The organism is Frankia sp. CeTa3Moorea, from assembly GCF_978021225.1.
This window is the reverse complement of the sequence record NZ_CDXDOR010000018.1, coordinates 1-22,154: the sequence shown is the minus strand read 5'-3', so window position 1 is coordinate 22,154 and position 22,154 is coordinate 1. Positions and strand designations below refer to the sequence as shown.

Annotated in this window: 23 protein-coding genes and 1 riboswitch; of the genes, 3 read left to right on the top strand and 20 right to left on the bottom strand. The window is 70.2% G+C overall.

Going from position 1 to position 22,154, the window contains the following annotated elements; translation table 11 throughout:
• Positions 1-49: 49 nt before the first annotated feature.
• Complete coding sequence (locus AC08OV_RS05765; RefSeq protein WP_476613232.1) at positions 50-1,312, bottom strand: serine hydroxymethyltransferase; 1,263 nt, start codon at positions 1,310-1,312, stop codon at positions 50-52.
• 27 nt (positions 1,313-1,339) lie between these two features.
• Positions 1,340-1,426: riboswitch (ZMP/ZTP riboswitch) on the bottom strand.
• Between the two features lie 12 nt (positions 1,427-1,438).
• On the opposite strand from AC08OV_RS05765, the gene AC08OV_RS05760 reads away from it, so the two are divergent.
• Positions 1,439-2,020, top strand: coding sequence for a hypothetical protein (locus tag AC08OV_RS05760; RefSeq protein ID WP_476613222.1), 582 nt, complete (start codon positions 1,439-1,441; stop codon positions 2,018-2,020).
• Positions 2,021-2,082: 62 nt separating this feature from the next.
• On the opposite strand, the gene alr is transcribed toward AC08OV_RS05760, so the two are convergent.
• From alr to AC08OV_RS05740, 4 genes are all read right to left on the bottom strand, one after another.
• On the bottom strand, positions 2,083-3,237 hold the full coding sequence (alr, locus tag AC08OV_RS05755) for an alanine racemase (protein WP_476613221.1): 1,155 nt from the start codon (positions 3,235-3,237) through the stop codon (positions 2,083-2,085).
• Between the two features lie 4 nt (positions 3,238-3,241).
• The gene (locus AC08OV_RS05750; RefSeq protein ID WP_476613220.1) at positions 3,242-4,870 is read right to left on the bottom strand and encodes an NAD(P)H-hydrate dehydratase; all 1,629 of its coding nucleotides are present in this window, start codon (positions 4,868-4,870) and stop codon (positions 3,242-3,244) included.
• Between the two features lie 72 nt (positions 4,871-4,942).
• On the bottom strand, positions 4,943-5,299 hold the full coding sequence (locus AC08OV_RS05745) for a holo-ACP synthase (protein ID WP_476592311.1): 357 nt from the start codon (positions 5,297-5,299) through the stop codon (positions 4,943-4,945).
• Between the two features lie 128 nt (positions 5,300-5,427).
• Positions 5,428-6,375 carry a PadR family transcriptional regulator gene (locus AC08OV_RS05740; RefSeq protein WP_476613231.1) on the bottom strand — a complete coding sequence of 316 codons (948 nt, stop codon included), beginning with the start codon at positions 6,373-6,375 and terminating at the stop codon, positions 5,428-5,430.
• Positions 6,376-6,511: 136 nt separating this feature from the next.
• On the opposite strand from AC08OV_RS05740, the gene AC08OV_RS05735 reads away from it, so the two are divergent.
• Positions 6,512-7,081: an SWIM zinc finger family protein gene (locus AC08OV_RS05735; protein ID WP_476613219.1), complete on the top strand. Its 570-nt coding sequence runs from the start codon at positions 6,512-6,514 to the stop codon at positions 7,079-7,081.
• Between the two features lie 201 nt (positions 7,082-7,282).
• Here the strand turns inward: AC08OV_RS05735 and glmS are convergent, their stop codons facing one another.
• The 4 genes from glmS to rplM form a co-directional block, all read right to left on the bottom strand.
• The gene (gene glmS, locus AC08OV_RS05730) at positions 7,283-9,175 is read right to left on the bottom strand and encodes a glutamine--fructose-6-phosphate transaminase (isomerizing) (RefSeq protein ID WP_476613812.1); all 1,893 of its coding nucleotides are present in this window, start codon (positions 9,173-9,175) and stop codon (positions 7,283-7,285) included.
• Between the two features lie 105 nt (positions 9,176-9,280).
• Positions 9,281-10,648 carry a phosphoglucosamine mutase gene (gene glmM / locus AC08OV_RS05725; RefSeq protein ID WP_476613813.1) on the bottom strand — a complete coding sequence of 456 codons (1,368 nt, stop codon included), beginning with the start codon at positions 10,646-10,648 and terminating at the stop codon, positions 9,281-9,283.
• A gap of 108 nt (positions 10,649-10,756) precedes the next feature.
• Entirely contained in the window at positions 10,757-11,164 is a 408-nt protein-coding gene (gene rpsI, locus AC08OV_RS05720) for a 30S ribosomal protein S9 (RefSeq protein WP_476598530.1), read from the bottom strand.
• A 93-nt stretch (positions 11,165-11,257) separates the two neighbouring features.
• On the bottom strand, positions 11,258-11,815 hold the full coding sequence (gene rplM / locus AC08OV_RS05715; RefSeq protein ID WP_476619415.1) for a 50S ribosomal protein L13: 558 nt from the start codon (positions 11,813-11,815) through the stop codon (positions 11,258-11,260).
• Positions 11,816-12,035: 220 nt separating this feature from the next.
• On the opposite strand from rplM, the gene AC08OV_RS05710 reads away from it, so the two are divergent.
• Positions 12,036-13,460 carry a hypothetical protein gene (locus AC08OV_RS05710; RefSeq protein WP_476613814.1) on the top strand — a complete coding sequence of 475 codons (1,425 nt, stop codon included), beginning with the start codon at positions 12,036-12,038 and terminating at the stop codon, positions 13,458-13,460.
• Between the two features lie 41 nt (positions 13,461-13,501).
• Here the strand turns inward: AC08OV_RS05710 and truA are convergent, their stop codons facing one another.
• The 11 genes from truA to secY form a co-directional block, all read right to left on the bottom strand.
• Complete coding sequence (gene truA / locus AC08OV_RS05705) at positions 13,502-14,326, bottom strand: tRNA pseudouridine(38-40) synthase TruA (RefSeq protein ID WP_462202429.1); 825 nt, start codon at positions 14,324-14,326, stop codon at positions 13,502-13,504.
• Between the two features lie 222 nt (positions 14,327-14,548).
• The gene (gene rplQ / locus AC08OV_RS05700; protein WP_476613815.1) at positions 14,549-15,148 is read right to left on the bottom strand and encodes a 50S ribosomal protein L17; all 600 of its coding nucleotides are present in this window, start codon (positions 15,146-15,148) and stop codon (positions 14,549-14,551) included.
• 132 nt (positions 15,149-15,280) lie between these two features.
• Positions 15,281-16,330, bottom strand: a complete 1,050-nt coding sequence (locus AC08OV_RS05695; RefSeq protein ID WP_476613816.1) for a DNA-directed RNA polymerase subunit alpha — start codon at positions 16,328-16,330, stop codon at positions 15,281-15,283.
• 177 nt (positions 16,331-16,507) lie between these two features.
• Positions 16,508-17,137 (bottom strand): 30S ribosomal protein S4, encoded by a 630-nt coding sequence (gene rpsD / locus AC08OV_RS05690; RefSeq protein WP_011435062.1) that lies wholly within the window; start codon positions 17,135-17,137, stop codon positions 16,508-16,510.
• 95 nt (positions 17,138-17,232) lie between these two features.
• Positions 17,233-17,637, bottom strand: a complete 405-nt coding sequence (rpsK, locus tag AC08OV_RS05685) for a 30S ribosomal protein S11 (protein ID WP_011435061.1) — start codon at positions 17,635-17,637, stop codon at positions 17,233-17,235.
• Positions 17,638-17,718: 81 nt separating this feature from the next.
• Positions 17,719-18,099, bottom strand: a complete 381-nt coding sequence (gene rpsM / locus AC08OV_RS05680) for a 30S ribosomal protein S13 (RefSeq protein WP_462202433.1) — start codon at positions 18,097-18,099, stop codon at positions 17,719-17,721.
• 201 nt (positions 18,100-18,300) lie between these two features.
• Positions 18,301-18,414 carry a 50S ribosomal protein L36 gene (gene rpmJ, locus AC08OV_RS05675; RefSeq protein WP_003956441.1) on the bottom strand — a complete coding sequence of 38 codons (114 nt, stop codon included), beginning with the start codon at positions 18,412-18,414 and terminating at the stop codon, positions 18,301-18,303.
• A gap of 79 nt (positions 18,415-18,493) precedes the next feature.
• On the bottom strand, positions 18,494-18,715 hold the full coding sequence (gene infA / locus AC08OV_RS05670) for a translation initiation factor IF-1 (RefSeq protein WP_006541558.1): 222 nt from the start codon (positions 18,713-18,715) through the stop codon (positions 18,494-18,496).
• 282 nt (positions 18,716-18,997) lie between these two features.
• The gene (gene map / locus AC08OV_RS05665) at positions 18,998-19,843 is read right to left on the bottom strand and encodes a type I methionyl aminopeptidase (RefSeq protein WP_462202436.1); all 846 of its coding nucleotides are present in this window, start codon (positions 19,841-19,843) and stop codon (positions 18,998-19,000) included.
• A gap of 143 nt (positions 19,844-19,986) precedes the next feature.
• A complete protein-coding gene (locus AC08OV_RS05660; protein ID WP_462185702.1) occupies positions 19,987-20,640 on the bottom strand; it encodes an adenylate kinase in 654 nt (217 codons plus the stop codon).
• Positions 20,640-21,932 (bottom strand): preprotein translocase subunit SecY, encoded by a 1,293-nt coding sequence (gene secY / locus AC08OV_RS05655; RefSeq protein WP_476591756.1) that lies wholly within the window; start codon positions 21,930-21,932, stop codon positions 20,640-20,642. The genes AC08OV_RS05660 and secY overlap by 1 nt, the downstream gene beginning before the upstream one ends.
• Between the last annotated feature and the right edge of the window lie 222 nt (positions 21,933-22,154).

Genomic DNA, 22,154 nt, shown 5'->3' with positions numbered 1-22,154 from the left:
CGGATGCGCGGCCGGGGAAGCTTACCGGGCCTGTACGCGGATCCCGTGCTCAGGCGAAGCCCGGCATCGGGAAGGCGGCGGTCAGCTCGGTGACCTGCTCCCGGACCCGGGTGATGGTCGCGGTGTCGCCGGCCACGGCGGCCTTGACGACATCGTCGATCCAGCCGGCGAGCACCGGCATGTGACCGGCGCCCAGGCCGCGGGTGGTGATGGCGGCGGTTCCCAGTCGGATACCGGACGGGTCGAAGGGCCTGCGCTGGTCGAAGGGCACCGCGTTGTAGTTCAGCTCGATCCCGGCCTGGTCGAGCGCCCGGGCCGCGGGCTTGCCGCCGATGTCCCTGCCGGTCAGGTCGATCAGGATCAGATGGTTGTCGGTACCGCCGGTGACCAGGTCGAAGCCCCGCTCCACCAGGGCCTCGGCCAGCGCGCGGGCGTTCGCCACGACCGCGTGCGCGTAGTCGCGGAACGCGGGTGCCGCCGCCTCGCGCAGGGCGACGGCGATCGCCGCGGTGGTGTGGTTGTGCGGCCCGCCCTGCAGGCCCGGGAACACCGCCTTGTCGATCGCGGTGGCGTGCTCGGCGTCGGAGAGGAGCATCGCCCCGCGCGGGCCGCGCAGCGTCTTGTGCGTGGTGGTGGAGATCACCGGGGCGTGCCCCACCGGCGAGGGGTGTGCCCCACCCGCGATCAGCCCGGCGATGTGCGCGATGTCCGCGACGAGCACCGCCCCGACCTCCCGCGCGATCGCGGCGAACCCCGGGAAGTCGATCGTCCGCGGGATCGCCGTACCGCCGCAGAAAATAATCCTGGGACGCTCGGCCAGGGCGAGGTCGCGCACCTCGTCCAGGTCGATGCGGCCGGTGCCGGCGCGCACGCCGTACCGGACGCTGCGGAACCACGTGCCGGTCGCGGAGACGCTCCAGCCGTGGGTCAGATGGCCGCCCATCGGCAACGACAGGCCCATCACGGTGTCCCCTGGCTCGGCGAAGGCCAGATAGACGGCGAGGTTCGCCGGGGAACCCGAGTACGGCTGGACGTTGGCGTGCTCGACCCCGAACAGCGCCTTGGCACGGTCGACCGCAAGCGTCTCGATCGGATCGATGACCTGCTGGCCCTCGTAGTAACGCCGACCGACGTAGCCCTCGGAGTACTTGTTGGTCAGCACGGAGCCGGACGCCTCCAGCACCGCGGTAGAGACGTAGTTCTCCGACGCGATCAGCCTGATCGACGAGAACTGGCGCATGGCTTCGGCCTCGACGAGACCGGCGAGTTCGGGATCGGCGACGGCGAGGTGGGGAATCGGTGGTTGATGCACCTTGACCTCCGGCAGGTCTGATCCGGCCGGGGGTGCCCAGGCGCGCGGCACCGTTCCGCTCGATCGCTCCCCGGTGGTCAGTTCCACCTCGATGCGCCAGTCACGACTCCGGGCCGAGTCTAGGGGATGGGCCCCGCCCCACGGCACCGGATCCACGCCGGTGCGACGCGTCGTGACGGCACCGAGCGTCGTGAAGACGACAAACGTCGTGAAGAAGACAAGCCGGGCGTAGGCCACAGCGCCGACGCCCGCCGGACCGGGTGGGAGCGGGCCGACTACCGTGGAAGTGCCGCCCCCGGCTGGATCGACTGGATCGAGAAGCCGGGAGCGGGCGGATCCGGTGGGATCAGATCGATCAGCGGGTGTGGACCGGAGGCGGAGATCGTGCGGCTGAGGTGGCACAGGAGCAAGGACATCCCGGCGAGCGCCGGCCGTCGTCTGACGGGCCCGGAGCGCGCCGCCGCACTGGGGGTGCCAGACGACACCGAGCCGGCCGAGGGCCCCGGCGCCGCGGCTCCGGCTCCGGTGTCGGCCGGGCCGGTGATGCTGACACTGACTACCCGTTCCCGCCTCGAGGAGGCCGAGCGCGAGGCCGCCGTCTCCCGCCCCGTGCGTCGGCGGATGGAGCGCGGCTCGCTCGGCGGCCACGTGTCGCCCACCGGCGGTCACGGTTCCGGCGGTGCCTGCGGCCCCGGCGGCTGCGGCTGAGCCCGCATCCCGCATCTTCGACTCGTCCGGCGCCGCCCGAGAGGCCGCCCGACGGGCCGTCATCAGACGTAGCGGCGGGGGACCCGAGCCCCGACCCGGCTGACGATCTCGTAGTTGATGGTGCCCAGCGCCGCAGCCCAGTCGTCCGCGGTCGGTTCGCCGCGGTCACCGGGGCCGAAGAGCAGCACCTCATCGCCGGCCGCCACCTGGTCGTCACCCACATCGAGGACGAACTGATCCATGCAGACCGTGCCGGCGATGCGTCGGCGCCGCCCGCCGAACAGCACCTCCGCGGTGTTCGTCGCGGACCTGGGGATGCCGTCGGCGTAGCCCAGCGGCACCACGGCGAGCGTCGTCTCGCGTGTTGTCGTGTACCGGTGCGCGTAGGAGACGCCGGTTCCCGCCGGTACCCGCTTGGTCAACGCGGCGTGCGTCGTCAGCGTCATCGCGGGGCGCAGACCGAAGGCCGCCGACGGCCCGACCTCCGGGCCCGGGGACAGTCCGTAAACGGACACTCCCGGTCGAACCAGGTCGAAATGCGCCTCCGGGCTGACCAGGGTGGCCGCCGAGTTCGCCAGATGCCGCACGGACGGGTGTAGCCCCGCCTTCGTGGCGATGTCGATCGCATCCCGGAAACGCCCGATCTGACCCTGCACCGTGGGATGCCCGGGGGCATCGGCGAACGCGAAGTGGCTCCACACGCCGATCACCTCGATCACGCCCTCGGCCTCGAGTGCCGCCGCGGCGTCGCACAGCGCCGGCCAGTCGGCCTCCGTGGCTCCCGCCCGGCCGAGGCCCGTGTCCGCCTTGAGGTGCACCCGGGCGGTACGGCCGGTCCGCCGGGCCGCCGCGGCGGCCTCCTCGAGCGCCCAGCCCGCGGACGCGGACAGGTCGACATCCGCGGCGATGGCGGCGGCGAACGATTCACCGGGCGCCGCGAGCCAGGACAGCACCGGGACGGTGAACCCGGCCGCGCGCAGGGCAAACGCCTCCTCGAGGAACGCCGTGCCGAGCCAGGTGGCCCCGCCCTCCAGGGCCGCCCGCGCGCACGGGATCATGCCATGGCCGTAGCCGTCAGCCTTGACGACCGCCATGGTGGCGGCGTCGCCTGCCCGGGCGACGAGGGCGGCCACCGACGTGCGGACCGCGTCGAGATCGATGGCGGCATAGGAACGAAGATCATTCCTGGCAGGAGGATCGGCCCGCTGTTCGGTCACGCCGTCACGCTACTCCGCGTGGCATCCGTCGCTGGTCGAGCAGGTCGCCGATGACCTGGGGCAGGATGGCGGGCAGATCATTCGCTGCCAGCGGCACGGGGGCCCGCTCGGCGGCCCGGCCGTGCAGATAGGCGCCGACCGCCCCGGCCGTCGCCGGGGCGAGCCCGGCGGCGAGCAGTGAGCCGATCAGGCCGGTCAGCACGTCACCGGTCCCGGCGGTCCCCAGCCATGCCGATCCGGTCGTGTTGACCAGCGCCCATCCATCCGGCCGCACGACGAGCGTGCGGGCGCCCTTGAGCAGGATCACCGCTCCCGTCGCCGCCGCGGCCCGCCGGAGAACGGCGAGCCGATCGTCGGCGAGTTCGGCGGCGGTGGTCTGCGCATCCCCGCCAAGGGCGACCGAGACGAACCGCTGGAACTCGCCCTCATGCGGTGTGATCAGCACCGGCGCCGCCCGCTCGGCGACGGCAGCGGGCCGCGCCGCGATGATCTCGGCAAGCGGGTCGAGGCCTCCCGCGTCGACCAGGACCGGAAGGTCCGTCGCCAGCAACGCCGTCAGCAAGGTACGGACCGCGGGTCCCGGCGCCAGGCCCGGGCCGATCGCCCAGGCCTGGACCCGGCCGGCGGCCAGCATCGCGTCGGCGTCACCGGCCTCGATGGCGGTCACGACGGCCTCGGGATGCGACATCCGCACGAAATCGCCGGCCCTGCTCACGACCGCGCCGATGGCCTCGCCCGCGGCCTTCTCGGCGTGCCCCTCGGCCTTCTCAGCGTGCCCCTCGGTCACTACCCGCAGATACCCGGCGCCGCCGCGCAGCGCGCCGCCGACCGCGAGCACCGCGGCGCCCGGATAGGCGCCGCTGCCGGCAACGAGGCCGAGGACCCCGCGACTGTACTTGGACGCCCTCGGGCTGGGAACGGGCAGCGTCGCGGCAACGTCGGCATCGTCGAGAGCGCACAGGTCGGGTTCAGGCAGGTTCAGTCCGATGTCGACCAGCTCGACGGGACCGGTGTGGGCGGCACCGGGCATGAGCCACAAGCCGCGTTTGCGGGTACCGAAGGTGACAGTACTGCTCGCCCGGACCGCCGGCCCCGCGACGGCCCCGGTATCCGCGTCCACCCCGCTGGGGACGTCGACCGCCACCGTCCGTTCGGGGGGCGCCAGAGCGGCGAGCCGGGCGTACGGCCCGCGCAGCCCGCCCCGGCCACCGATGCCGAGCAACCCGTCCAGCACCAGATCGGCGGCGGCGAACAGAATACGCAGCCGCTCATCGTCGATCGGCTGCCCCGCACCCGCCGGACCGCCCGCGCCCACCACCGGACCCGGATGGTGCAGTCGACCACCGGCCGCGAGCAGGGCGGCGGTGCCTTCCGGATGGGTGCGGCCGGGTGCCACCGCATCAACCCGCGCCCCTCGGGCGGCCAGCCGCGCTCCGGCCCAGAGGGCGTCACCACCGTTGTCGCCACCGCCGGCGAGCACGACGACGCGGGCACCGTAGACCCGCCCGAGGCGTCGTGCGGCGTGCGCGACGAGCCCGTGCACCGCCCGCTGCATCAGAGCGCCGGGGGGCAGCGAGGCGAGCAGCGGCGCCTCGGCACCTCGAACCTGTTCAACCGTATGGGCATTGCGCATGCCGACATGCTGCCCCGCTCCGATCCGCGGGCGCCCGACAGGCCGGCACGGGCCCACCGGACCCGACCATGCTCAGGTCTCGGCAACGACCATCGCCACGGCCACGCCGCCGTCGTGGGTGAGCGAGAGATGCCAGGACGCGATGCCGAGCCGGGCCGCCGCGGCGGCCACCGTGCCGATGATCCGTAACGACGGTCGCCCCCCGGTACCGAGAACCACCTCGGTGTCGTGCCACTCGAGACCGGGGGGTGCGCCGAGAACCTTGGCGACCGCCTCCTTCGCCGCGAACCGGGCGGCCAACCGCTCGGGCCGGGCGAGGCTCCGTTCGGTCGCGGTGAACAGCCTCATCGCGATGCCCGGCGTGCGTGCCAGCGTCACGGCGAACCGGTCAACATCCACCACGTCCACTCCGACGCCCACCACCGCCACCTGGGAAGGTTCCCACAAACGCGGTGTTACCCCGCCGTCGGCACCGGGACGGCCGGTGAGGTCCCCGCTAGCCGGTTCACGCCCACCTCGCCGAGGCGCCCGCGCCCCGCTGATCAACGCTTCGTCGATCAGCGCGTCGCAGCCCGCCCCGGGGCCGATCCGCCGTTGCCGTCATCCTTGCTGCCACCATCGGGAGCGGTGCGGCCCTTGTCCGCGCCGGTACCCGTGGCGGCACCCTCCGGTCTCATCGGGGGCTCGACATCGTCCCCGGCGAGGATCCGGTAGAGACCACGGCGGGTCTCGGCGAGCAGGGACCGCGCCGCGGCGATCTGCGCTTCGTCTCCGGCCTGGGCCACCTGGACGATGGCCGCACCGACGGCGAACGCCAGCGTTCGCAAACTGGTGAGATCGTCATCGACCGCCGCCGCGGCGGTCTCCCACGGCTTGCGCCCCCCTGCGCGTGCCTCGACGTGCGCCCGCCCGGCGTCGGTGAGATGGAAGACTCGCTTGCCCTCCGCCTCCTCCGCGCGCACGAGCCCCTCGTCGGCCAGCAGCGACAGGACCGGGTAGACCGACCCCGGGCTCGGCCGCCAGATGCCACCACTACGCTCCGCGAGCTCACGGATCATCTGGTAGCCGTGCATGGGCTCCTCGGCCAGCAGCGCGAGCAGCGCCTCCCGGACGTCACCCCGCCCCACCTTCGGCCCACGGCCGAAGCTGCCGGGACCGCCAAAACCGGGGCCGCCGAACCCCGGACCGAACCCCGGACCGAACCCCGGGCCGGGAAAGCCGCCGAACGGCCAGCCCGGTCCGCCCCGGCGGCCTCTCGGCCCGCCTCCTCCGTGCCCACCGTGCTCACGATGCCCACCGTGCTCACGATGCCCACCGCGGCCACCACGGCCGGCGCGACCGCTCTCGGAGTGGTCCTGCTCGCCGGCCACCGCCTCCGACCGGCCACCACACTCCCCCCAGGCGCTCACCGCCTCGAAGAAGTCCCGCAGCCGGGACGGGCCGAACCCGGCCTCGCATCCCCAGCGGCCCCATGGGCCCGGCATCACCTGTGAAACCACGATCATTCCCTTCGGGTCGGCGCGACCGGAGCCATCCGCCCACACCTCATCACGTAGGCTCACGATATATCGCGATGCAATCGACAACAAGACCTACTCGCCTAGGCATCCCCGAACCGCGCGAATTCCGTAGGATTGAGCAGTGATCATTTCGGGGTCCGGGGAGAACGGGCACGGCGGAGACGCCGTCACCCCGCTCGAGGCAGCCTTCGAGGAACGTGCCTGCGCACAGCACGCCGGCACCGACGTCTTCATAGAAGGGGTGAATCTGGCCCTTCTCGGTCGAGTCGAACAACTCCGCATCCGCCCCACCAACGCATCCGGCACGGTGGACGACGACGGTTCGTACGAGGTCCGCCTGGAGGCGGCCGACGACGGGCCACGGACGGGCTGTACCTGCACCGAGGGATCCACCGGCTCGTTCTGCCGGCATGCGGTCGCGGTCGCCCTCGTGGCCACCGGCTCGGCGGGACTCGCCGAGGACGACGAGGACATCGAGGGGGAGGACGGCGCGATCCTCGGTGAGGAGACCCTCTTCACCGACGACCCGGTCCACGCCGCGATGCGCGTCTTCCTCAGCCGCGCCCCTCGCGCCGAACTCGTCGAGACCCTGCTCGACGCCGCCGACGACAACGACGCCGTCGCCGATGCGCTGTGGGAGGCGACGGTCGCCTGGCACGGCCGTCAGCACGGAGCGACGCCGTCCACCTGACCAGGCAGGCCCGAGCCCAGCCCCCGCCGCGCCGGTACGCCGCCCGATGCCAGGGGTCCCCACACCGCGCCGGAGGCGCCAACGGCTCCCCCCCGACGACTCCCCCAGGAAGCTCGCCGAAGGCGAGCTGACAGAAACCCCGAACGGCCCCCGATGCCAGGGGTCCCCACACCGCGCCGGAGGCGCCGTGTGGGGAAGGGCTTATTCGACTGTGACCGACTTCGCCAGGTTACGCGGCTGATCGACATCGAGGCCGCGCGCAAGCGCCAGCTCGCACGCGAAGACCTGCAGCGGTAGCGTCGTAACCAGGGGCGCGAACAGCGACGCGGTCGCGGGCACGCGGATGAGATGATCGGCGAACGGTTCGACGGCGGTGTCGCTCTCTTCCGCGATCACAATCGTGCGGGCGCCACGCGCCCGGACTTCCTGGATGTTGGAAACGATCTTTCCGTGCAGGTTGGCACGACCCCGTGGGGACGGCACAACGACGAACACCGGCAGGCCGGGCTCGATGAGCGCGATCGGCCCGTGCTTGAGCTCCCCCGCCGGGAACCCCTCGGCGTGCATATAGGCGAGTTCCTTGAGCTTGAGGGCCCCTTCCAGGGCCACCGGGTACCCCACATGACGACCGAGGAAGAGCACCGCCCTCGCGTCGGCCAAGGCACGGGCGAGCTCCCGCACCGGCTCGACCGTTCCCAGCGTCCGTTCGATCAGCTCGGGCATACGCTGGAGCCGCTCGACGTACGCAGCGACCTCGTCGCCGTAGAGCACGCCGCGCACCTGGGCCAGGAACAGGCCAACGAGAAGGCACGCGGCGACCTGCCCGAGGAAGGTCTTGGTGGACGCGACCCCCACCTCCGGGCCGCAGCGGGTGTACAGCACCGCATCGGACTCCCGAGGGATCGTAGAACCGTTGGTGTTGCAGATGGCCAGCACCCGTGCCTTCTGCTCGCGCGCGTGTTTGACCGCCATCAGCGTGTCCAGCGTCTCGCCGCTCTGGCTGATCGCGATGACGAGGGTGGACCGGTCGAGCACCGGGTCGCGGTAGCGAAACTCCGAGGCCATCTCGACCTCGCAGGGCAGCCTGGTCCAGTGCTCGATCGCGTACTTTGCGATGAGGCCGGCGTGGTAGGCGGTGCCGCAGGCGACGATGAAGACCTTGTCCACGTCCCGGAAATCCTGGACAGACAGCCGCTCCTCGTCGAGCACGATCGCACCATCGGCGGAAAGCCGACCGCGCAGCGTGTCTGCCAGGGCGGTCGGCTGCTCGCTGATCTCCTTGAGCATGAAGTACGGGTAGCCGCCCTTCTCGGCGGCGCTGGCATCCCAGTCGACGTGGTACCGCCGGCCCTCGATGATCTGGCCGCCGAAGTCGGTCACCGTCACGCCGTCCCGGCGGGCCTCGACCACCTGATCCTGCCCGATCTCCAGCGCCTCCCGGGTGTGGGCGATGAAGGCCGAGACGTCGCTGGCGAGGAAGGTCTCCCCCTGACCGAGCCCCACGACTAGCGGGCTGTTGCGCCGGGCCCCGACAACCACCTCCGGGAAGTCGCGGTGCAGCACGACCAGGGTGAACGCGCCTTCCAGCCGCCGGCAGACCCGTCGCAGCGCGGCGGTCAGCGGATGCGCGCCCCCGTCGTACCCGCGGTCGGCACCAGCGCCGGCACCAGCAAGCTCGACTTCGAGGAGATGGGCGACGACCTCCGTGTCGGTCTCACTGGCGAGCTCGTGGCCGACCGTCTCCAGCTCGACCCGCAATGCGGCAAAGTTCTCGATGATCCCGTTGTGGATGACGGCGATAGCGCCGGTGCAGTCGGTGTGCGGATGGGCGTTCGCATCGGTCGGTCCACCGTGCGTGGCCCACCGGGTATGCCCCATGCCGGTGGTGCCGGGCATCAGCCTGGAATCCGGATTCTCGGCGAGCAGCTTCTCGAGGTTGGACAGCTTGCCGGCACGACGCGCCGTCCGCAGTGCCCCGGCGCCGACCACGGCGACACCCGACGAGTCGTAACCCCGGTACTCCAACCGCCGCAGACCGTTCAATGCGACATCCAGTGCCGCCTGGTCGCCGACGTAACCGATGATCCCGCACATGCGGCTCAGCGTACGCAGGTTCCCGGAGGTGAGAGCGTACCGGGGGACGCTCGGGGCAAGGTGTCCGCTTGTCGCCGCGGCGGGACCGGTCAGCGACGGGATCGGTCAGCGCGCCGGCGGCAACGCGGTGCGCACGACGGCAGCGAGCCGCTGTGCGACCGCCCGCGCGGCGGCGTCGGTGCCCGCCTCGACCATCACCCGCACGAGGGGTTCGGTGCCGGACGACCGCAGCAGCACCCGACCCTCGTCACCGAGTTCCGCCTTGGCCAGGGCGACGGCCCGCAGCAGTTCCTCATTGGTGTCCACCTGCGTCCGGTCGACGCCACGCACGTTCACCAACACCTGGGGCAACCGGGTCATCGCCTTGGTGAGCTCGCCGAGCGGTTGTCCGGTCTCGGCGACCCGGCCCAGGATCCGCAACGCCGTCAACAACCCGTCGCCGGTCGTCGCGTAGTCCAGGAACACCACGTGCCCGCTCTGCTCACCGCCGAGCACGTAGCCTCCGGCGCGCATCGCCTCCAGCACGTACCGGTCCCCGACGGGTGTGGTGACGACGGTGATACCGGCCTCCCGCATCGCGTGGTGAAAGCCCAGATTCGACATCACGGTGACCACCACCGTGTCGTCGACCAGCTCACCCCGCTCGGCCAGCGCCAGAGCACACATCGCCAGGATCTGGTCGCCGTCGACGACCTCACCGGTCGCGTCCACGGCGAGGCAACGGTCCGCGTCGCCGTCGTGGGCGATGCCGACGTCGGCACCGTACGCCACGACCGCGGCACGCAGGCTGTCGAGATGGGTGGCACCGCTGCCGTCGTTGATCGCTGTCCCGTCGCCGTCGGCGTGCAGCGCGACGACATCGGCTCCGGCCGCCCGCAGCACCCGAGGGGCCAAGGTGGAGGCGGCGCCCTGGGCACAGTCGACGACGACCCGCAGGCCGTCGAGCGGCACCGGCAGCGTGGCCAGCAGATGCGCCGCATACCGGTCGAGGAGAACCGGTTCGTCGTGGACCCGACCGACGTCGGCGCCGACGGGACGGCGGCTGGGAGGTAGGGCCATCCGCCGCTCGATGGCGTCCTCGACCTCGTCGGGCAGTTTGAGGCCGCCGGCGGCGAACAGCTTGATGCCGTTGTCCGGCATCGGGTTGTGGCTGGCGGAGAGCATGACACCGAACATCGCGCCGCTGGCTGCGACGGCGTAAGCCACCGCGGGCGTGGGTGCCACCCCGATCCGGGCCACGTCGGCACCGGAGGCTGCGAGCCCGGCGACCACCGCGGCCTCCAGGAACTCCCCGGAGGGCCGCGTGTCCCGGCCGACGACCACTACCGGCTTACCGGACCTGGAGGGCCCACTCGCCCGGTTCGGCCCAGCGAGAACCTCGACCGCCGCGGAAGCCAGCGACAACGCCTGCTCGGCGGTCAGATCGATGTTGGCGACACCTCGGACGCCGTCGGTGCCAAAGAGCCTCACCATTGAGGTCTCCCTTGTCGAAGATCGTGGCGGAGACCGAGGGGGCACCGGTGGCACCGATCCCCTCCAGGAGCGCGCCTCCGGGGGCACGCCCGCGAAGGGGATCCAAGGTCAGCGCTTGCTGTACTGCGGAGCCTTGCGGGCCTTCTTGAGCCCGTACTTCTTACGCTCCTTGACCCGAGCGTCACGGGTCAGGAAGCCGGCCTTCTTCAGGGTAGGCCGGGACTCCTCCTCCGCCAGCGTCAACGCGCGGGCGAGGGCGAGCCGCAGCGCACCGGCCTGCCCGGAGACGCCGCCGCCGTGCAGCCGGGCGACGATGTCGTACGACTCCGTCCGATCCAGTGCCTTGAGCGGCTCGTTGACGAGCTGCTGGTGCACCTTGTTCGGGAAATACTGCTCAAGCGTGCGCCCGTTGAGCGTCCACTGCCCGGTCCCCGGGAGCAGACGCACCCGGACGACCGCCTCCTTGCGCCGCCCGGTGGCGCGGGGATTGCCCTGTACGTCGGTCACGACAGCCACGTCGCGTTCCTTCCTCGGTTGATGCGTGGTTCCCGGGGCCGGTACCGGCGGGCGGGAGGACCCCGCCCGGCGACCGGCTCAGGAGGTCCGCGGCTACTGCGCGACCTGGATGATCTCGAATGGGGTGGGCTGCTGCGCCTGATGCGGGTGGGTCGGACCCGCATAGACCTTCAGCTTGGTCCCCTGGGCTCGGCCGAGTTTGTTCTTCGGCAGCATGCCCTTGATCGCCTTCTCGACGATAATCTGCGGACGGGTATCGAGCAGCTCCCCGTAGGAGGTGCTGCGCAGACCGCCCGGGAAACCGGAGTGCCGGTGGTACTGGGCCTGCTCCCGCTTGTTCCCACTCAGGGCGACCTTGCCCGCGTTGATCACGACGACGAAGTCGCCGGTGTCGATGTGTGGAGCGAAGTACGGCTTGTGCTTTCCACGCAGGAGCGTGGCGGCCTGGGTCGCCAGCCGACCGAGCACCACGTCGGTGGCATCGATGACGTGCCACACACGCTGGACATCCGCGGGCTTGGGCTGGTACGTGCGCACAGGTCTGCCTTCTCGTTCGGACGATCCCGCCAGGAGACTCCCAAGGGGCCTCTCACGGATCTCGTCAAGAATGATCTCGTCAAGAATGTGGAGCGCGCAGACGGGACGTGTCACGCGCAGCAGTCTTTGAGGTTACCAGGCGATCGGAGCGGTCCACCCGGGGGGCCGGTCCACCCGGGGGGCACGGAAAGCGGCAGTACCGGCAGTACCGGCAGTACCGGCAGTGCGGACATGCAGGGGAGACGGACATGCAGGCGGCCCGGCCACCGACCATGGACACCTGACCGCGCTGAATCTCGCCGACAAGCTGGCTATTCTCACCAGGATGACGGAGATGGGCAGCGGGCGATCCGACGGGCGCGAGGGGCACGAAGCCCCCGGGCACGAGGGGCCGACCCCGCTGTCCGGAGGCGCCGGCCACGATCGGACCTTTCCCGCGCCGGCCGAGGGCCGCCGGTCGGCCGGCGCGCCGGAGGGCGGCGGTCCGGCAACCGGTCCGGCCGACCGGGGAGGCACCACGGGCCCGACAGCAGTGACGATTCCCCGCCCGGGTGGCCCGCACCCCGACCTCGACGGCTGGACTCCCCCGGCCGACGATCCCCTGTTCGGGGGATCCCGGACGTACTCGTTCTCGCCGAAGCCGACCTCCCTGCGGATCACACCGCCCGACACCACGCAGCCCAACACCACACCGCTCGGCATAACACCGTCCCCGACCACCACGAGCTTGGGCACGGAGCCAGCCGGGACCGGCGCCGCATCCGTACCGCCGTCCGGTCCGACCCGCTATGAGCGCCCGGCATCCCGTCCACGGGACTCGGACACGCCGGCCTATCCGGGTGTCTCCCCCGGCACAGATGCCGTTACTGGCGGTCCCACCCGCATCGGTGAAACCGGCGAATCCCACCTACCCGCCGCGGCTGATGGCGGATTCGGCGACGGCGATCCGGTCGACGGGTCGGCACCGTCCGCCACCGCCGCATCGAGCGCCCGTGGCGCGTACCCGTCGAGGTGGGGGCGGAGCACTCAGGACCAGGCCGGGGACCGTGGGGTCCGCGGCGCTCGGCGGTTGCTGGCCGGCGTCGCCGGGGCCGTCCTCGTCCTCGTCGCGGCGGTCGCGGTCGTGGCGGTGCGCAGCGGGGACAACGGGCACGAGACGCCCACCACTCGGCAGACGCTCCCACCAATCCCGGCCGGCTTCCTCAACAGCGCGACCCTCGACTCCGACCCGGTAACCGCCGACGAGTTCTTCTCCGACGAGCAGGTCGAGGCCGAGGGACGGAACTACCGGCGGCTCGCCCGCAAACTGGACAACGGCTGCCCAGATCTCACCGGTGGTCTGGTCACGCAGCTCAAGGACCGGCGCTGCCGGCAGGTGGTGCGGACGCTGTTCCTCAGCACCCCGGGGGACAGCGGACACCAGGTGCTGGCCGGTGTCACCGTCTTCGTCCTCGACGAGCTCGCCACCGCCACCGCCACCGCGGGCATCCTCAACCAGGGGCGCGGTGGCATCGTGCCCCTCCCCGTCCCGGCCAACTCGATTCCGAACGCGCGGATCACCGGCCCGGGTGGGAACAACTCGTGGCGGGGCGCGATCACCCGCGGGCACTACCTCATCTACACGCAGGTCGCCTACACCGACGGCACCCAGGGAGCAGGGACCGATCCCGCGCTGCGGAACGCCCAGACCGATCTGAGCACACTCGCGACCGAGCCCATCGGAGACCGAGCAGTACTCGGCCACGGCCCGCGCCACTGACCCACCGGCGACCAGGCCCCACCGGCGACCAGGCCCCACCCTCAACCGGACGGCGTGGGGGGAATCCGAACGGCCCGGGTGACCTCGGCTCGGGCGGCCAACTCGGGATCGGGCGGGTAACGCACGTCCACCAACGTCAGGCCGTGCGCCGGCGCAACGGTGACGGCAGGGTCCCGGACGCCTCGGTGCAGCACCGCCGCGGGCCACTGGGGCGGCTTGCGGCCCTCCCCGACGGCAAGCAGGGCGCCGACCAGCGCCCGGACCATGGAGTGGCAGAAGGCGTCGGCCTCGACGTCGGCCACGACGACCCCGTCAGGCCGGCGGAGCACATCGAGGCGCAGCAGCGTGCGGACGGTCGTCGCGCCTTCCCGGCGCCGGCAGAACGCGGCGAAGTCATGCTCGCCAACCAGGAACAGCGCCGCCGCCGCCATCGCGGGCACGTCGAGCGGACGAGGCCAGGCCAGGGTGTCGAAGCGCCGCAGGGGTTCGGCTCCATACGGAGCGTCGGTGATGCGGTAGACGTAGCGGCGGGAGAGTGCGGAGAATCTGGCGTCGAAGCCGGGCGGTGCCGGGGCGAGCCCGATGATCCGCACGGCCCGGTCCAGGACACCGTTCAGCCGCCGCGCGAGGCCGCCGAGCGGCACGTCGTCCGGGAGATCAACATGCGCTACCTGGCCGACGGCGTGGACGCCCGAATCGGTCCGTCCGGCGACGGTGAGCCGTACCGCCGGCAACCGCGCCACCCGCATAAGGGCATCCTCCACATCGCCCTGCACGGTGCGTTGGCCGGGCTGGCGGGCCCATCCTGCGAACGGCGTCCCGTCGTAGGAGAGGTTCAGCCGCAGCCGAACCAGCCCGTCGGTCATCGTCATCACCGGCGGGCAGCCGCCTCGCGACCCGCGGGACATCGTCCCGCGGAAACTCCCGGATCGGACATCTGTCTCTCCCCCGTGCAAGCGACGACGCGGCGGTGCGACGGCACTAAAACGAAAGCCCGCCGCCCATCATGGGCGGCGGGCCTGCGCGGATCTACTCCAAGACGCGAGATCCGGGCCGAAGGCCGAAGATTCCGGCCTTCGGCCCGGATCTCAGTTTGCGGAGTCCTCCCCGGTGCCGGAGTCGTCCGCCTGCCCGGTCGTCGGCTTGCCGGCGGCCCCTTCGGCGGGGGTGTCCACCGGCTCCGCGGCCTCGGCTGCCACAACAGCCGCGGTCGGCGACTCCTGGGCCAAGTCCTCCGCAGCCTCCGCGGTGGCGCCGGTGGGCTTGCGACGAGCCTCGAAACGAGTGTCCCGCGCCCGCTCGGCTTCACTGACGGCCTGCTGGCCGATAGTCAGCGCCTCGACCAGCTCGATCCGGGCCAGCGGGGCGTTGTCACCCTTCCGGTTGCCGATCTTGATGATCCGGGTGTAGCCACCGTTCCGGTTCGCGTAGCGCGGACCGATCTCGGTGAACAGGGTGTGCACGACCGAGTTGTCGCGTACCTGGCGCATGACGCGCCGGCGGGCGTGCAGGTCCCCCCGCTTGGCGAAGGTCACCAAACGCTCGGCGTACGGACGCAGCCGCTTGGCCTTCGCCTCGGTGGTGGTGATGCCGCCGTGCTCGAACAGCGCGGTGGCGAGGTTGGCCAGCAGCAGCCGCTCATGTGCGGGGCTGCCGCCGAGCCGGGCGCCCTTGGTTGGCGTGGGCATGATGAGTGCTCCTCGTTCCTTTCACTGTCCTGCTGGTCACCGGCCTAGCCAGGCTGCCCGCCCGAAGGACGCGGCTCTCGCCACCGGAGGGTCGCCGAGGGCCCCCGCCGGAAGCGGAGGCCCTCGTGGAGATCAGTACTGCTCGGTCTCGACGAACTCCGCGCCGTCGTCGGACGGGTCGGAGAACGACGGGCTGTACGCGTCGGTGCCGTAGGTGTCCACGGCCTGGCGCGGGTCGAACCCGGGCGGGGAGTCCTTGAGCTGCAGGCCCATCGCGCCCAGCTTCGTCTTGACCTCATCGATCGACTTCTGCCCGAAGTTACGGATGTCGAGCAGGTCGGCCTCGCTACGGGAGACCAGCTCGCCGATCGTGTGGATGCCCTCACGCTTGAGGCAGTTGTAGGAGCGGACGGTCAGGTCCATCTCCTCGATGGGCAACGCGAGGTCGGCCGCCAGCGCCGCGTCCGCGGCGGACGGGCCGATGTCGACGCCCTCCGCCTCGGCGTTGAGCTCCTGCGCCAGCCCGAACAGGCCGACCAGGGTCTTGCCGGCGCTGGCCATCGCGTCTCGCGGGGAGATCGACGGCTTGGTCTCGACGTCAACGATGAGCCGGTCGAAGTCGGTCCGCTGCTCGACGCGGGTGGCCTCGACCTTGTAGGTCACCTTCAGCACCGGCGAGTAGATCGAGTCGATCGGGATCCGCCCGATCTCCTGGCCGGCCTGCTTGTTCTGGGCCGCGCTGACGTACCCGCGCCCCCGCTCGACGGTCAGCTCGATCTCGAGCTTGCCCTTGTCGTTCAGAATGGCGAGCCGCAGCTCGGGGTTGTGCACCTCGACGCCCGCCGGCGGGGCGATGTCCGCCGCCGTGACCTCGCCGGGGCCCTGCTTGCGCAGGTACATCACGGTCGGCTCGTCGTTGTCGGAGCTGACGACCAGTTCCTTGAGGTTCAGGATCAGGTCGGTCACGTCCTCCTTGACGCCGGGCACGGTGGAGAACTCGTGCAGCACGCCGTCGATGCGGATGCTGGTGACCGAGGCACCGGGAATGGAGGACAACAGGGTCCGGCGCAACGAGTTACCGAGGGTGTAGCCGAAGCCCGGCTCCAGCGGCTCGATCACGAAGCGTGAACGGAACTCGGAGATCGGGTCTTCGATGAGGGTGGGACGCTGAGCGATCAACATGAGAACGTCCTTCCGACCACGGCGACCGCCATATGACGCCGTGTGGTGCAGGCCCCCTGACGGGAGCCGGTGAGCGGAACATCGGTCCGTTCCGCCCACGGGGTGGTGTCCGGGCGGAGGCCCGCCCGGACTCCAGTGTGCTCCGCCCCCTGACTGCGGGGACGACGCCGGCAGACCCTACTTGGAGTAGAGCTCGACGATCAGCTGTTCCTGCACCTGAGTGTCGATCACCTGCCGCGCCGGCAGCGAGTGCACCAGGATCCGCAGCTGGCTCGGGATCACCTCCAGCCAGGCCGGAACGGCCCGACCCTGACCCGCGGTCTCCCGGGCCACGATGAACGGGGTGAGCTCCCGGGCCTTCGGCGCGATCTCGACGATGTCGTTCTCGCTGATCCGATAGCTGGGGATGTCGACCTTGCGGCCGTTCACCTGGACGTGGCCGTGCCGGACGGCCTGACGGGCGGCGTCCCGCGAGGGTGCGAAGCCACCCCGGTACACGACGTTGTCGAGCCGCGACTCAAGGATCTTCAGCAGCTCGTCACCGGTCTTGCCGGCCCGGCGATTCGCCTCGTCGTAGTAGCCCCGGAACTGCTTCTCCAGCACGCCGTAGATTCGGGCGCACTTCTGCTTCTCGCGCTTCTGCAGCAGGTACTCGGAGTCCTTGGTGCGGCCACGGCCGTGCTCGCCCGGCGGGTAGGGCCGGATCTCGATCGGGCACTTCGGGGTGTCGCACTTGCTGCCCTTGAGGAACAGCTTGGTCTTCTCGCGGCGGCAACGCTTGCAGTCCGCGCCGGTGTAACGGGCCATCTAATCCTTCTCTCTCGTTTCCTGGCGCGAACTCGAACGCAACGCCACGACACCGGCCGGCGTGGAGCTCCGGCCGCGACCGCCTCGCCGCATGGTCACACCCTGCGCCGCTTGGGCGGGCGGCAACCGTTGTGCGGGGTCGGGGTGACGTCCTGGATCGCACCGACCTCGAGGCCCGCGGCCTGCAGGGAACGAATCGCGGTCTCCCGGCCGGAACCCGGGCCCTTTACGAAGACGTCGACCTTGCGCATCCCGTGCTCCTGCGCCTTGCGGGCCGCGTTCTCGGCCGCCATCTGGGCGGCGAAGGGCGTGGACTTGCGGGAGCCCTTGAAGCCGACATGGCCCGCCGAGGCCCAGGAGATCACGTTCCCGGACGGGTCGGTGATGGAGACGATCGTGTTGTTAAACGTGCTCTTGATGTGAGCATGTCCGTGGGCGACGTTCTTCTTTTCCTTGCGCCGGACCTTCTTGGCGCCGGCTGCGCGCGTCTTGGGAGGCATGTTCGCGTGTGGTCTCCGTGTACGAGGTCGTCGATCAGTGGTCGGCGGCGGCGGGCCCGAGCGGTCCGCCGGGGACCCTGACTACTTCTTGCCGGCCTTCTTCTTGCCGGCGATGGCGCGGCGCGGGCCCTTGCGGGTGCGCGCGTTGGTGTGCGTGCGCTGGCCGTGGACGGGCAGGTTACGCCGGTGACGGAGCCCCTGGTAGCATCCGATCTCCATCTTGCGGCGAATGTCCTGCTTGATCTCCCGGTTGAGGTCACCCTCGACCCGGTAGTTCGCGTCGATCCAGTCGCGCAGTCTGACGATCTCTTCCTCGCTCAGATCACGAACACGCGTGTCCGGGTTGACCCCGGTGGCGGCGAGGGTGTCCCGGGAGCGGCTGCGGCCGATCCCGAAGATGTAGGTCAGAGCGATCTCAACCCGCTTCTCGCGGGGAAGGTCGACGCCGGAGAGGCGTGCCATGAACGGATGTTTCCTTCCTGCGGCCGGAGGTCTCGGGCGATGCCGTCCCGGCCGGCGCCGGGCCGGGCGGGCCCCGGCCTCCGACCGGGGGTGGGTCGTCCCGGATGGGACGCCTGGCATCGCTTGGATGCGGTGGGCCGCCTCTCGGCGGGCGGCACGTGCTGCGCCACCCGCCGGGACGAGGCCGCACCCGTCAGGACATCAGCCCTGACGCTGCTTGTGACGAAGGTTGTCGCAGATGACCATGACTCGCCCGTGGCGACGGATCACCTTGCACTTGTCGCAGATCTTCTTGACGCTGGGCTTGACCTTCACGGCTGTTGCGGACCTCCTGCGCAGCCGCGGGCCGCGCGTGGCGATTGAGTGGAGCTACGGGCGAGTGAGAAGAGATCGACTACTTGTAGCGGTAGACGATGCGGCCGCGGGACAGGTCGTAGGGCGAGAGCTCGACCACGACGCGGTCCTCCGGCAGGATCCGGATGTAGTGCTGGCGCATCTTCCCGCTGATGTGGGCGAGAACACGATGACCGTTCTGGAGCTCCACCCGGAACATCGCGTTCGGGAGCGGCTCCACCACACGGCCTTCGATCTCGATGGCCCCGTCCTTCTTCGGCATGTCCTCCGCTGTCCTGACGTCGGCTATGGGACGGCGGCTCGGCCGCGACCGGTCGGCCCTCCGAAATATTCGGAAAAGCCAAGGTCAGAGGCTTGAACTACCCCGAGAGGAGCCCGAACCCACCAACCACACTGCCACCGACCGCAACTGCCATGGACAGGACTGCTATCGACACGGTGGAGCACACCGGCGTGAGAAGACCGCCAGCTAAAGAGTGTACGCGGCGACCCCCGTCAAGGGTCAACACGACCCCCGCTCAGAGTCGACGCGACCTCAGCCGGTTCAGCCGGTTCCAGACGGGGCGTCAGCCGGCTGCCCGCAGGCGACCCCGAGCTCGGTGAGTTTCGCCGCTCCGCCGTCCGGCGCCGTCAGCACCCACGGCCCACGCGGAGTGATTGCCACCGAGTGCTCGATGTGGGCGGCGAGGCTGCCGTCGCGGGTCACGACGGTCCAGTCGTCGGGGAGCACGGCCGTGTCCGGCGACCCCATGGTGATCATGGGCTCGATGGCCAGCGCAAGGCCCTCGATCAGCCGGATGCCACGGCCGGGCCGGCCGTGGTTGAGCACGTGGGGGGGCTGGTGCATCTCGCTGCCGATGCCGTGGCCCCCGTAGTGATCGACGATGCCGTAGCCATGTGGACGGACATGCCGCTCGACGGCGGCGCTGATGTCGGTGAGCTTTCCACCGAGCTGGGCGGCGGCGAGGCCCGCCCACAGCGCGCCCTCGCACGTGTCGATCATCGCGAGAACCTCCGGGGCGACCTCACCGACCGGCACGGTGATCGCGGCGTCCCCATGCCAGCCGTCCACGATCGCCCCGCAGTCGATCGAGATGATGTCGCCCTCGCGCAGCACCCGCTTGCGGGTGGGGATGGCGTGCACCACCTCGTTGTTGACCGAGCTGCAGATCGAGGCCGGATACGGCGGCTGGGCATAGCCCTTGAAGGACGGGATACCGCCGTCGTCCCGGATCGTCTTCTCGGCAAGGGCGTCCAGCTCGGCCGTGGTGACCCCGGGGACGACCGCGTCACGCAGCCGCGCCAGCGTCTTCGCGACGAGCAGGCCAGCAACCCGCATCTTGGCGATCTCCGCCGCCGTCTTGATCTGGACGTGTTCTCGTCGCGCCACGCTCGTCGCCCCGGTCCGTGTTCGTGTTGTGTCCGTTTCCGATGTTAGCCGCCGACCCCCGCAGGACGTACTCCAACGATCTTCCGCGAAAAGCTCGGGAGCCACGTTCAGCCTGGTCCGCGGCCCGGACCAGGCCGACGGGTTCAGTCGCCGTAGTGCCGCAGGGCGTCGAGCGCGCGGTCGGTGACGTTGTCCACCGGTCCGGTGGCGTCGATACCGATCAGGATGCCCTTTTCGGCGTAGTACGCCACCAGCGGCGACGTCTGGTCCGCGTAGACCTCGAGCCGATGACGGACCGTCTCCGACCGGTCGTCGTCGCGCTGGAACAGCTCGCCACCACACCGGTCACAGACGCCCTCGACCGACGGCGGGTCGAAGTCGATGTGCCAGATATGACCGCAGTTCCGACAGGTTCGCCGACCGGACAGCCGGCGCACCACCTCGTCGTCGTCGACGACGAGCTCGAGCACCACGTCCAGACGGGTCCCCATGCCATCGAGCATCTGCCCGAGCACCTCGGCCTGCGGGACGTTGCGAGGGAAACCATCGAGCAGGAATCCCTTGACCGCGTCGTCCTCGGCCAAGCGGTTGCGGACCATACCGATGGTGATCTCGTCCGGTACGAGATCACCGGCATCCATGAAGGCCTTGGCCTTGACGCCCAGTTCCGTTCCCTGTCGCACATTCGCCCGGAAGATGTCCCCGGTGGAGATCTTGGGGATCGACCGCGCCTGGGCAATGAACGCGGCCTGGGTGCCCTTTCCGGCACCGGGCGGCCCGACCAGTACGAGGCGCACTACCGGAGGAAACCTTCGTAATTACGGAGCATGAGCTGGCTTTCGATCTGCTTCACGGTTTCCAGCCCAACCCCCACCATGATCAAAACCGACGTGCCCGCGAAGGGGAACGGCTGGTCCTTGGTCAGGTTCAGCAGTGCCAACGGAAGAACCGTGATCACGCCAAGGAACAGCGATCCCGGGAGCGTGATTCGGTCGAGTACATGTTTGAGGTACTCCGCCGTCGGGTTCCCCGGCCTGATCCCGGGGATGAACCCACCATACTTCTTCATATTGTCCGCGACCTCCGTCGGGTTGAAGGTGATCGCAACATAAAAATAGGTGAAGAAGATGATGAGTGCAAAATATGTCACCAGATAGAGTGGATGGTCTCCCCTGGAGAGGTATCTTTGCTCGAAGTCCTGGAAGCTCTGGTTGCTCCACACCTGTCCGGCGAGCTGAGGGAGCTGCAGCAGCGAGGACGCGAAGATGACGGGGATGATCCCGGCCTGGTTGACCTTGATCGGCAGGTAGGTCGACGTCCCGCCGTACATCCGCCGCCCGATCAGACGCTTGGCGTACTGGACCGGGATGCGACGCTGAGACTGCTCGACGAACACGACGAACACGACGATCGCGAGACCGAGCAGGAGCACCAGGCCAAACACCACACCGCCGGCGACCTGGAGAATGCGTCCGCCTTCGGAGGGAAGCCTCGCCGCGATCGAGGTGAAGATCAGCAGCGACATGCCGTTGCCGACCCCTCGGGCGGTGATCAGCTCACCCATCCACATGATGACCGAGGTACCCGCTGTCATCGTGATGACAATTGTCGCGATCCGGAACAGGCTCGTGTCCGGGATGATGGCGGCCGAACAGTCGGGGAACAGCCGGCCGCTGCGGGCCAGCGCCACGATGCCGGTGGCCTGCAGAAGACCGAGGGCGATCGTCAGGTACCGGGTGTACTGCGTAAGCTTCTGCTCGCCCGAGCTGCCCTCCTTCTTCAGCTGCTCCAGCCGAGGGATCACCACAACGAGCAACTGAATGATGATACTCGATGTGATATACGGCATGATGCCAAGCGCGAAGATGGACAGCTGCAGCAGAGCCCCACCACTGAACAGGTTGATCAGCGAGTAGACGTTGCTGCTGTCGGCACTCGCCGAGTCCAGGCAGGTGTTCACTGCCGACGTCGAGACACCCGGCGACGGCATGACGCTGCCGAACCGGAACAGCACCACGATACCGACGGTGAACAGCAGCTTCTTGCGCAGGTCAGGCGTGCGGAATGCCCGCGTGAAGGCGGTGAGCACGGCTCCTCCTGCTGGGATTGCGGACCGACGGGAAGTGGACATCCTGCCCAGTGCGGATCGCCTCCCCCGGCCGGTCGCCGAGGTCGGTTAGGCGACTGTAACAGGACACCCGGCCCACTCGTCCCGACATCACCATGGGTAAGCGATGGTGGACGGCAAGAGACGGCTGACGCCGAGGCGCACGGCCGCCTGGCGAGGGGTCCGGACGGGCGGGGCCGGGGT

Excerpts from the sequence above, each read along its gene's own strand:
- rplQ (WP_476613815.1), bottom strand. The coding sequence starts at position 15,148 with ATGCCCACGCCAACCAAGGGCGCCCGGCTCGGCGGCAGCCCCGCACAT.
- AC08OV_RS05695 (WP_476613816.1), bottom strand. The coding sequence starts at position 16,330 with ATGTTGATCGCTCAGCGTCCCACCCTCATCGAAGACCCGATCTCCGAG.
- AC08OV_RS05710 (WP_476613814.1), top strand. The coding sequence starts at position 12,036 with ATGGGCAGCGGGCGATCCGACGGGCGCGAGGGGCACGAAGCCCCCGGG.
- rpsM (WP_462202433.1), bottom strand. The coding sequence starts at position 18,099 with ATGGCACGCCTCTCCGGCGTCGACCTTCCCCGCGAGAAGCGGGTTGAG.
- glmS (WP_476613812.1), bottom strand. The coding sequence starts at position 9,175 with ATGTGCGGGATCATCGGTTACGTCGGCGACCAGGCGGCACTGGATGTC.
- infA (WP_006541558.1), bottom strand. The coding sequence starts at position 18,715 with ATGCCGAAGAAGGACGGGGCCATCGAGATCGAAGGCCGTGTGGTGGAG.
- truA (WP_462202429.1), bottom strand. The coding sequence starts at position 14,326 with ATGACCGACGGGCTGGTTCGGCTGCGGCTGAACCTCTCCTACGACGGG.
- glmM (WP_476613813.1), bottom strand. The coding sequence starts at position 10,648 with ATGGTGAGGCTCTTTGGCACCGACGGCGTCCGAGGTGTCGCCAACATC.
- AC08OV_RS05750 (WP_476613220.1), bottom strand. The coding sequence starts at position 4,870 with ATGCGCAATGCCCATACGGTTGAACAGGTTCGAGGTGCCGAGGCGCCG.
- rpsD (WP_011435062.1), bottom strand. The coding sequence starts at position 17,137 with ATGGCCCGTTACACCGGCGCGGACTGCAAGCGTTGCCGCCGCGAGAAG.
- AC08OV_RS05740 (WP_476613231.1), bottom strand. The coding sequence starts at position 6,375 with ATGATCGTGGTTTCACAGGTGATGCCGGGCCCATGGGGCCGCTGGGGA.
- rpsK (WP_011435061.1), bottom strand. The coding sequence starts at position 17,637 with ATGCCTCCCAAGACGCGCGCAGCCGGCGCCAAGAAGGTCCGGCGCAAG.
- AC08OV_RS05760 (WP_476613222.1), top strand. The coding sequence starts at position 1,439 with ATGGGCCCCGCCCCACGGCACCGGATCCACGCCGGTGCGACGCGTCGT.